The sequence below is a fragment of the Bradyrhizobium sp. CCH5-F6 genome, from assembly GCF_001556045.1.
In the GTDB taxonomy this organism is placed as follows: Bacteria; Pseudomonadota; Alphaproteobacteria; order Rhizobiales; family Xanthobacteraceae; genus Bradyrhizobium.
In genome coordinates this window covers 32681-42565 of the sequence record NZ_LSIC01000208.1, presented here as the reverse complement: position 1 = coordinate 42565, position 9885 = coordinate 32681, and the positions used below count along the sequence as shown (strand labels likewise).

At 63.6% G+C, this 9885-nt stretch carries 10 protein-coding genes; 5 read left to right on the top strand and 5 right to left on the bottom strand.

Annotated elements, in window-relative coordinates:
• Nucleotides 1–65 precede the first annotated feature (65 nt).
• From AX729_RS36860 to lanM, 4 genes are all read right to left on the bottom strand, one after another.
• Nucleotides 66–890: a DUF6662 family protein gene (locus AX729_RS36860; RefSeq protein WP_245325521.1), complete on the bottom strand. Its 825-nt coding sequence runs from the start codon at nt 888–890 to the stop codon at nt 66–68.
• Between the two features lie 262 nt (nt 891–1152).
• The gene (gene pqqA / locus AX729_RS36855) at nt 1153–1233 is read right to left on the bottom strand and encodes a pyrroloquinoline quinone precursor peptide PqqA (protein WP_008562446.1); all 81 of its coding nucleotides are present in this window, start codon (nt 1231–1233) and stop codon (nt 1153–1155) included.
• 225 nt (nt 1234–1458) lie between these two features.
• Nucleotides 1459–1794, bottom strand: a complete 336-nt coding sequence (locus AX729_RS36850) for a hypothetical protein (RefSeq protein WP_061029670.1) — start codon at nt 1792–1794, stop codon at nt 1459–1461.
• Nucleotides 1795–1933: 139 nt separating this feature from the next.
• On the bottom strand, nt 1934–2326 hold the full coding sequence (lanM, locus tag AX729_RS36845; protein ID WP_061029676.1) for a lanmodulin LanM: 393 nt from the start codon (nt 2324–2326) through the stop codon (nt 1934–1936).
• Nucleotides 2327–2668: 342 nt separating this feature from the next.
• On the opposite strand from lanM, the gene AX729_RS36840 reads away from it, so the two are divergent.
• The 5 genes from AX729_RS36840 to AX729_RS36820 all read left to right on the top strand — a co-directional run bounded on the left by AX729_RS36840 (nt 2669) and on the right by AX729_RS36820 (nt 8497).
• Nucleotides 2669–4333: a methanol/ethanol family PQQ-dependent dehydrogenase gene (locus tag AX729_RS36840; RefSeq protein WP_061029668.1), complete on the top strand. Its 1665-nt coding sequence runs from the start codon at nt 2669–2671 to the stop codon at nt 4331–4333.
• Between the two features lie 10 nt (nt 4334–4343).
• Nucleotides 4344–4700: a c-type cytochrome gene (locus AX729_RS36835; protein ID WP_061029666.1), complete on the top strand. Its 357-nt coding sequence runs from the start codon at nt 4344–4346 to the stop codon at nt 4698–4700.
• The gene (locus tag AX729_RS36830; protein ID WP_061029664.1) at nt 4697–5626 is read left to right on the top strand and encodes a substrate-binding periplasmic protein; all 930 of its coding nucleotides are present in this window, start codon (nt 4697–4699) and stop codon (nt 5624–5626) included. Before AX729_RS36835 ends, AX729_RS36830 begins: the two co-directional genes overlap by 4 nt.
• A 275-nt stretch (nt 5627–5901) precedes the next feature.
• Nucleotides 5902–6891 (top strand): Bug family tripartite tricarboxylate transporter substrate binding protein, encoded by a 990-nt coding sequence (locus AX729_RS36825; RefSeq protein ID WP_061029663.1) that lies wholly within the window; start codon nt 5902–5904, stop codon nt 6889–6891.
• 562 nt (nt 6892–7453) lie between these two features.
• The gene (locus AX729_RS36820; protein ID WP_061029661.1) at nt 7454–8497 is read left to right on the top strand and encodes an HD-GYP domain-containing protein; all 1044 of its coding nucleotides are present in this window, start codon (nt 7454–7456) and stop codon (nt 8495–8497) included.
• Between the two features lie 55 nt (nt 8498–8552).
• Here the strand turns inward: AX729_RS36820 and AX729_RS36815 are convergent, their stop codons facing one another.
• Nucleotides 8553–9518, bottom strand: a complete 966-nt coding sequence (locus AX729_RS36815) for a helix-turn-helix domain-containing protein (protein ID WP_061029659.1) — start codon at nt 9516–9518, stop codon at nt 8553–8555.
• Between the last annotated feature and the right edge of the window lie 367 nt (nt 9519–9885).

Genomic DNA, 9885 nt, shown 5'->3' with positions numbered 1-9885 from the left:
ATCGAGATGGAGCTAAAAGCCGCTTAACCCGTCCACTTTATCGGGGGAAGATCAAAGATCCCGTCCTAGAAGTTAACTCCAAATACCAGACGTGCCTGATGCCGCTCGAAATTGACGAGGTCGAGATTGGCCCTCGATCCGGCTGGACGTCCCCAAGCTTGCATGCTCCAGCTCATGGTCAGCCGCGAACGCTCCGAGATCTGGAAGTAGGCGGTGGGGCCGGCGAACAGGGCCTGCCCTGAGAACTGACCGAGGCCGATTCCCTCATACTGCCTGAAATAGCGCATCTCCCCGCCGAGCAGAAGATTCGGTCGTACGCGCACCAGGCCGGCAAACGCCGCGCCGACCGTCGAGCTCTTCTCGGACTGCCCAGCCATCTCGAGGCGCGCCCATTCCGGCTGATAGATCAGATTGAGCGCACCGATGACGAAATTCGGAACCAGCTCGCGGTCGAAAGCCAGCGTGAATTCAGTGCCATACATTCGCCCTTTGGCGCCGCTGGTCTCGTCGATGCGCTCGCCATGCAACTCGGCGGCGACGGTGACGCCAAACGGCGCGCGCTCCCGGTCGAGCAGGCGATAGCGCAGGTCGAGCGAAGCGCCCTGGAAGTTGAACTGGCGGCGATCGTCGATTTCAGGGACGCCGGTGATGTCGTGCAAGCTGGCGGTGCCGCCGATCTCGATGCGAAAGTTCGGCAGTGGCACCACCTCGATCTCGACCTCGTGCGAGAGGGCGCGATAGGTTACCCCGCCTTTGCCGAAGCGCCCCGTCGTCTCGATCTGGAATTCGCGCTCGCCGACATTGCCGACATCGGTGCCGATCATGAAGCCGAAGATGTGCTCGGTATCGAAGCCCTCGGCGCTGCCGCATGCTGGTGCCAGCACGGCCATGCATGCGACCGCCAACCCGAACTTGCCAGCCCCGCCGCGCATCCCATACCCCCGAAGGCGTGCGCCACCTGATGCGGCGCTGAGGAGGCATCAGCGTAACACACAGCCGCAAATCGCGATCTGGATTTTCATCGAGAGGATTGAAACGGCTCGCAGCTTCGTTTCAGCAGTAGAGTGCGAGGCTCAACGACGGGAGGCCCTGATCCGACACTGCCACGGCTTCGGCGGCGTTTGCCAAGGAAGCCGCGGCAGGTCGTCGGCCTTATTTGCGCGAAGCGCAGGCGTACATGTTGATTTCCATGCCGACCGGCACTTCCACGATCTTCGGAGCTTTCCAAGCCATTCGGGTCTCCCAAGGTACTGAGCGCGACATCGCGCGGGCCAAAACCTAGGGCTGCGCCAAGTGCAGTTCAAGCCTCGATTCGACCGCTTAGCGCGTCTGTGTCGATTCTTCGCGGCAACATTTCTCTCTCGGACAAAGCCAGTTCTCTCTTGGTCAATACGACCAACGCGACACCAGCTTGTGCAACGCACCGCGCGTCGAATCGGAAACGACAGAACGGCGCCGTCAGCAGCCCTTGTCGGCCGTTACGGCATTCGGCTTGGCACCTTCGGCGCGCTGAGCCGCCGTCGGCTCGCTCTGCATTTGCCGCTGCGCATCTTCGGACGAAGCCGGCGTTTCACCGCTTGCACGATTCATCGTGCTGGTCGGCGGATGCTGGCCAGCGTCACTCGTTGAACTGGACGAGTGCGATTGCGCGGAGCCCACGGTCACAGGACCAGAGCCAGCATCCTTGTCGGTGCTGGCGCTGCCAGTGTTGCACGGGCCGGCGACGGCGACGCCGGCGCTTAATGTCAGGATGGCGCAGGCAGCAAGAACGGAACGTTTCGTGTTCATCTGCATCTCCTCTTCTCCCGCCGCGCAGCCCCGGCGCCAGGCAGGACGTTGCGGAGAAAACAGGCCGAGCAGCCCGATGTTCCCGAGCGTCAGGCCAGAATGATCGCAGATGCGGCCATCGTCACGTCGGTTCCGATTGCGGTGCTCACCGCAACAATCGCAGCAGGGCACGGCCGGTGCGCGAGTTCAGCTCCTTCGCATCAAGCGTTCCGTCCTTGTCGGGATTCGCTGCGTTGAATCGCTGCTCGACCACGGACAGATATTCATCGAGCGTGAGAGTCCCGTCGCGGTCGGGATCGGCGGCAGCGAGCTCTTTCGCCGATAGCCGTCCGCGCAACTCGCGCGCATCAAGCGTGCCGTCTCGATCGGGATCGAGCTTTGCGAACATTGCGGCGGCCGCCTTCTTCACCTCGGCAAGATCGAGCGTGCCGTCACTGTCGGTGTCGAACGACTTGACCGCGTTGCCGGAGGCGGACCACGCCGGACCGGCGGACAATGCAATCGTAAGCGCTAGGGCAATTGAACGACGCGAAATCATCTGGACCTCCCTGACGAAGAGCCCCGAATCGACGGGGGCAGAAACGACATAAATCCGCAAGCGGACCTTGGTTCAAGTCCCGACTTGCAACTTGTGCGCGCGACAACCCGGAAGACCCGGCCGTGCCGCCCGGCGACTTGCGCCGCCCGGGACTGCTTTGCACCGCGGAACTTCTCAGCGTCTCCGCACAAGTGCAGCTGCCTGCGTAAGGTCTCCGTAAGGTGACCGGCACCACGCCAGCGATATCGGCACGGCACTTACGACTTTCGTATTGACGTGTTTTGCTTTCAGGCGGAGTGTTGCAGTCGCAGCGTCAAAAGGCGCGCATATTGGGAGGAACGGATGAAACGCTTTGCGATGGCCGCAGGCCTCGTCATGCTTGCGTCAACCTGTGCAAATGCACAAACCACCGAGCAGCTGGTCAAGGGTGCGACCGACACGTCGAACGTTCTCAATTACGGAATGGGCTATCATCTCCAGCGCTTCTCGACGCTGAACCAGATCAACAAGGACACGGTCAAGAACCTCGTCCCGATCTGGAATTACAGCTTCAATGACGATCGTAGCGAGGAATCGCAGCCCATTGTCTATCAGGGCGTCATCTACGTGACCTCGCACAATGCCACCATGGCAGTCGATGCCAAGACCGGCAAGCAGATCTGGAAGAGCAAGATCGAGTATCCCGCCGAGACGCCGAGAATCGTCTGTTGCGGCATCATCAACCGCGGCGTCGCGATCCATGAAGGCAAATTGTTCCGCACGACGCTCGATGCCCATGTGATTGCAATCGACGCGAAGAACGGCAAGGAGCTGTGGCGGCAGAAGGCAGCCGACATCAAGGAAGGCTATTCGATGACGGTGGCCCCGCTGGTTGCCGACGGCGTCGTCATCACCGGCGTCTCCGGCGCCGAGTTCGGCACCCGCGGCTTCATCGACGGCTGGGACCCGGCGACGGGCAAGCGCCTCTGGCGCACCCACTCGATCCCCTCGCCGGACGAGCCCGGCGGCGACACCTGGAAGGGCGACACCTGGAAGCTCGGCGGCGGCTCGACCTGGATCACGGGTTCTTATGACCCGGAGCTGAACACGGTCTATTGGGGCACCGGCAATCCCGGTCCGTTCAATTCGGCGGTGCGTCCCGGCGACAATCTCTACACCTGCTCCGTGCTGGCGTTGGACCCCAAGACCGGCAAGATCAAGTGGCACTACCAGTTCTCGCCGAACAATCCGTTCGACTACGACGCCGTGGCGGAGATGGTGCTCGCCGATGTGAACGTCGAGGGCAAGCCGACCAAGACGCTGATGAACGCCAACCGCAACGGCTTCTTCTACGTGCTCGACCGCACCAACGGCAAGCTGCTCGCAGCCAATCCGTACGTGAAGGTCAACTGGGCGACAGGGATCGACATGAAGACCGGACGTCCGCTCGAGACCGACGTTTCGAAGGACGCGCGCGAGGGCAAGAAGGTGACGGTCTATCCGTCGATCCTCGGCGGCAAGAACTGGGAGCCGATGTCGTTCAATCCGCAGACCGGCCTCGCCTATGCCAACACGCTCAACTTCGGCGGCAAGTACAAGGCGGAGCCCGTCACCTTCAAGCAGGGTGAATGGTATCTCGGCATGGACCTGACCGATCCCTGGGAGTTCGGAGACGGACCGCGCGGCCACCTCAAGGCCATCGACCCCATGACCGGCAAGTCGAAATGGGAGGCGCCGAGCGACATTCCGCGCTTCTCGGGCGTGCTGTCGACCGCAGGCGGCGTCGTGTTCACGGGCGCGCTGACCGGCGAGTTCGAGGCCTTCGACGCCGACACCGGCAAGAAGCTCTGGCAGTTCCAGACCGGGTCCGGCATCGAGGGACAGCCGGTGACCTGGCAGCAGGACGGCGTGCAGTATGTTGCGGTGACGAGCGGCTATGGCGGCGTCTACTCGCTGTTCTCCGGCGACGAGCGGCTTGCCAAGGTGCCGCCCGGCGGCTCGCTGTGGGTCTTTGCGGTCAAGCAGTAAACACGGCACGATGCTGAGAGAAGTATCACACAGGACGGTGGCGACGATCGCCACCGTCGCGGTGCTGACGGTCGCGCTTGCGGCGACCGTTCGCGCCGCGGACGACGCAAGCGGCAATCCACTGCAAGCGCGGATCGACCACGGCAAGTCGACCTATGCCGAGAAATGCTCACACTGCCACGGGCCCAATCTGATGAACTCGGGCACCATCACGCCCGACCTGCGCGCCATCCCCGACGACGAGACGCGCTTCGTCACCACGGTCAAGAACGGCAAGAACAACAAGATGCCGCCCTGGGGCGACATCCTCAGCGACGACCAGATCGGCGATCTCTGGGCCTTCATATCCAGTCGGAGGAAGCCATGAGTAGCCGATTCACTGCCTGGAGCGTTGCAGCCGCGCTTGCCACGATGGCGTCGGCCGCTCTTGCGGCCGACGATCCCCTGAAGATATGTCTCGACGAGGACCGGCCGCCGCTGTCGGTGCATCAGCGCGGCAAGCCGGATGCAGGCTTCGACGTGCTGCTGGCCAAGGCGATCGCGGAGCGGCTCGGACGGCCGCTGACGATCCAGTGGTTCGAGAGCAAGCTGGACGAGGATGCGAGCCCGCAGCTCGAGGCCAACGCGCTGCTCTCGGATGGACGCTGCTCGCTGGTCGGCGGCTACGCGCTGACGCAGGATTCGCTCGTCGTCCCCGGCATGAAGACGGCGCGCTTGCCGGATTTCGCCGGCGCCACGCGCGACGACCGGCGGCGCCGCGTCCCGCTGGGCGTGCTCGCGCCGAGCCAGCCTTACGTCTATTCGCCGATGACGGTGGTACTCGGGCCGAAGGCCCGTGGCCGCAAGATCGGCGACATCGGCGATCTCGCCGGCCTCCGTCTCGTGATCGAAAGCGGGTCGCTCGGCGACGCCATCCTGATGACCTTCGACAAGGGCCGCCTGATCGACAGCATCACCCATCTCGTCCCCGGCCGCGACGACCTCCTCGGCGCGCTCCAGCGCGGCGACCATGACGCGACGCTGATCGATCTCGCCCGGTTCGACGCCCATCGCGCCGCCCACCCGGACACGGCGATCACGGCGTCCGGCTATTACTACCCGATCGGAGCCAATCGCGGCTATGTCGGGCTAGCCAGCGATGGCGCGCTGATCGAGGCCGTCAACAAGGCGCTCGGCCAGCTTGCCGCCGAAGGCAAAATCGCCGAATTCGGCAAACAGGCCGGCCTCACTTATCTGCCGCCGCGGGAGCCAGCGATTCTGGGCGACGTCTGGACGAAAATCATTCAGCGGTGATTGGAAGGGCTCTCTCATCCCGGGCGCGGCGCGGCACGCCGTGACGCTCCGCGGAGCCGGGATCCGGCACGCCAGACAGTTCGCTTCGGCCAAGGCTCGGGCGCAGCAGCGCACCGCTGAAGTCGCGTTGCGCTGAGTCCGGGCACGAACTCCCTGCGCGCCGCGCACGCATCCTGGAACGGCAGATGGAGCTGATGCGCCAATCTGTCTCGCCTGCCGACCATGCCCCGCGCAAGCCTTATGCAGTAGGTTCCGCAAAAATACGGGAGAGAATCATGTCCGCCAAGCTCGATCGCCGCCACTTCATCGCCGCCGGTACCACTGCACTGGCGATGCCGTTCGTCCTGCGCAACGCCTCCGCGCAAGGCGCTTGGCCGTCGCGGCAAATCCGCATGGTTTGCAGCTATCCCGCCGGCGGGCAGACCGACCTGCTCGCGCGCGCCTATGGCGAATTCATCTCCAAGCAGGTCGGCAAGACCGTCGTCGTCGAGAACAAGCCCGGGGCCTCCGGCGCGATCGGCACGGCGGAGGTCGCCCGCGCCGAGCCGGACGGCCACACCATCCTGTGCTCGATCTCGACCACCTACATCATGAACCGGGTGGTCATGAAAAATCCCGGCTACGACATGGACAAGGATCTGACGCTGGTCAGCGTCATTCCGGGTGCAGGCCTGCTGCTGGTGGCGAACCCGAAAACCGGGGTCAAGACGCTGGAGGATTTCGTCGCCTTCGCGCGCAAGAGCGGCAAGGTGAACTTCGGCACCTACAGCGCGGGCTCGGCCCCCCACATGACGATCAACGAGCTCAACAAGCAGTACGGCCTCAATATCGAGCCGGTCCACTATCGCGGTGAAGCGCCGATGTGGACGGGAATGCTGGAAGGCACGCTCGACGCCGCCATGGGAAGCTACACGGCCGCGCAGTCGGTCCTGCAAAGTGACCGCGGCACAGTCTTCGCCGTGCATTCGAAGAAGGTCGACGCAATCCCGGCCATCAAGACGCTTCCCGAGCAGGGCGCCACCTCGAAATTCTTCACCGTGAGCGGGTTCACCGGTTGGGCCCTGCCGAAGGCGACGCCGCAGCCGGTGGTCGATCGCCTGGCCGAGCTCTGCGTTGCCGCCAACAACGATCCGAAGGTGAAGGAGGTTCTGGCGACATTCGTGCTCGAACCTGCAATCGGCTTCAAGGAAACCAACGCGCTGTACCAGCGCGAGCTGCCGATCTGGATCGAGAGCGCAAAATCGCTCGGACTCGAGCCGGCCTGACGGAGACGATGGCGGCGGCGGCGCAGCGGACTGTCACGGCCCGATCGGCGGCGATCGCCGCAATATCGGCCGCTGCCGCGATTCCTCGTTGATCGCAGCCGCCGACGACGCGCCGACCGAGCTCACGGACGACAGCGGCATCGCGGAGTGTGCCGACGGGCCGGCCTCCCCCGTCGACCGCCCGCACGAGCCCTCAATCTCGCCGATACCGGGAGGAGGATCCCCGCCGAGGTGAGATCAACACCGGTCCGCGCGCGATGCCGTTTGCCGCGCTTGACGATCGGAAGCTGCATAGTACAGCCGTACAATTTTGGTTAAGCGCCGGTAAGCCGCGGCTTTGCAACGGGCCGTCAGAATTCGTCGCGATCATTGTCGAGATAGGGCCGACTTTCTCGGATCGGATTAACCCGGACTTCGCGGATGGCCGGCCAAAGTCCTGCAACATCCATATGGCCGGCTCGCCTCCCAATCAGCGAGAACGGATCATTTGCATCTTTGCCGGGCGTCGCCCCCACATACTCGGCGGGTCGAGCCGTTGCGATACCATCGACCAGATCATCTTATGTACGTTGATTTCATCACCGACGAACCCGGAAAGGTTGCGAGCGCCCGCCAGATGCTGGAGCCGCATCACGTGGTCGTGCCGCGGGTTCTCGGCAGCGGCGACACGGAGATGCGGGGCAATTGCGCCGTGCTCATGTTCGACGCCGATCTGCGCAAGCTCGTGAGCATTCAGCACATCAAGGACGTCCTGCAGAAGCTCGGCACCGTTCGAGACCGCCTGTTCGTCGTCCCGAAGCACATTCACCATCTCGTCACGCAGGCGCGCGCGCTGGGCGCGACGGCGATCGTTTCCCGGCCGCGCGAAATCGTTCAGAAGCTGTCGCAGATCGAAGCGACCGCCAAGGCCGCATCCGCCGCTCCGCCATCTGCCGTTCCTGATAGCACCGAGAGCGCGGCAGCCTTCGCATCGATGTTCTCCGCCATGCGAAGCGGTCGGCCGATCGACATCGCAGATGCCGAGACCGTCACTGTGCGGATCATCAACGGCATCGAGAAAACCGGCCTCAGCCCGTGGCTGGAGGACGTCCGGCGCCACCACGAGGGCACGTTCCAGCACTGCCTGCTGGTCACCGGGTTGGCGGTCGGCTTTTCCTCCGCCCTTCGCTTCGCCGAGCGCGACGTGAAGCGGCTCGGAATGGCGGCGACTCTCCATGACATCGGCAAGGCGAACATTCCCCTGTCGATCCTCGACAAGCCGGGCCGTCTCGACCCGGACGAAGAGAAGATCATACGAACGCATCCGGTCGTCGGTTACGAGGCGTTGAAGGACAATCCGGGCGTCACTGCGGAGCTGCTGGACTGCGTCAGGCACCACCACGAACTCCTCGATGGCTCCGGCTATCCCGACGGGCTCGCCGGTCACGAGATTTCCGACCTGACCAGACTGCTGACCATCTCGGACATCTTCACGGCCCTGATCGAACGCAGGGCCTACAAGCCGCCCATGTCCTACCCGGACGCGTACAAGATCCTCTGCAACATGGACGGAAAGCTGGAAGGCGCGCTGGTCAGAGCCTTCGGCAGGGTCGCTCTGGCGCTGTGAGGCGGCCGATCGATCGGCGGGAGAACACGAACAGGCCCGGCCAATGCCGGCGCGATCAGTGCTTGTCCGCACCCGCGGAATGATGCGCCTTGTGGATCGAGGACGGCACCACGCCGAAATATTTGCGGAACACGCGGCTGAAATGCGATGAGCTGGAGAAGCCCCAGGAGAACGCCACGTCGGTGATGGTCTTGCCGGCGTGAGCCTCGAGTTCCTGGCGGCAGTTCTGCAACCGCGCTTGCCAGATGTAGTCGCTCACCGTGGTGCCGCGCTCGGAGAACAGCATGTGCAGGTAGCGCTTGGAGCAGCCGAGCTCGGCCGAGATCTGGTCGATGCACAGATCCGGATCGCGCAGATGCTCGCGGATGAAGAACTGTGCGCGCACATACATCGCCTCGGGCCCGACACGATCGAACATCGTGTCGGCCTCGCGCAGCGGCAGCAACAACAGGTCGATCAGCGAATCGGCGACGCCGACCGCGCTGTTCGCCGACAGCTTTGCCGCCTCGTCGAAGGTCGCGTGGACGAAATCATGGGCGATCCGCCCCGTACCCGTCTTCGACGACAGCTTGCAGGCTTGCATCCGCTGCGATGGGAATCCGCGGTCGCGCAGCAGTGCCTTCGGCACGATCACCACGTCGTGACGCGTGAAGGCCGGGCTGATGATCGAATGCGGGCAGGAGACGTCATAGGCGATGATGTCTCCGGGGTTGATTTCAATGTGGCGGCCTTCTTGTTCGAAGTAGGACACCCCGTAGGTCTGGAAGTGGATCTTGATGTAGGGGTGCTCGTTCGCCTTGGCGCGCGCCAGCGTGTGCGCGATGCGATGCTGGCTCACCTCGATCTGGCAGAGCTTCAGGCGAGAGACGCTGGTGTAGTCGATGCGGCCTTCCAGCGAGGACGCCTCCAGCGGATCGACGTCGAAATGCCCACACAGGCTCGTCAGCCCATCGATCCAGCTCTGGATCTGCCGCTTCGGCGTCATTCCGGCCGTCGAGAGCGTGTGAATGGTGTCGGACATTTATCCAGCCACTGGTTTTTGATCCGGAGAGTGGATGCGAATCGCGACCAGCGCTGCTGGAGCCCTCAGCCGTGATTGCGTCAGCGTTTACCTCGAACTTGAGCGATCTTGTGGAACAAGCGCCACCGTTCCATTGCCGCCCTGAAGCTCAATCCTCCGCCTTAGTTGCAGCGCCGTCAAGGGGAACCTGAGCGGCGGGCGCGGCCCGACGCGGCGCGGAAACGACTGAATTCGCTACTGCAAAATCAAAATCTTTGCCCCCGTGCGCTGTCGAGCAAACCGGCTTCTCTCTTGGGCAAGTTTCCCGATGGCGAAGCCGTTAGGGATTGCGGCAGGAACAACAAGAACGGGCCGCTCCTGCACGTGG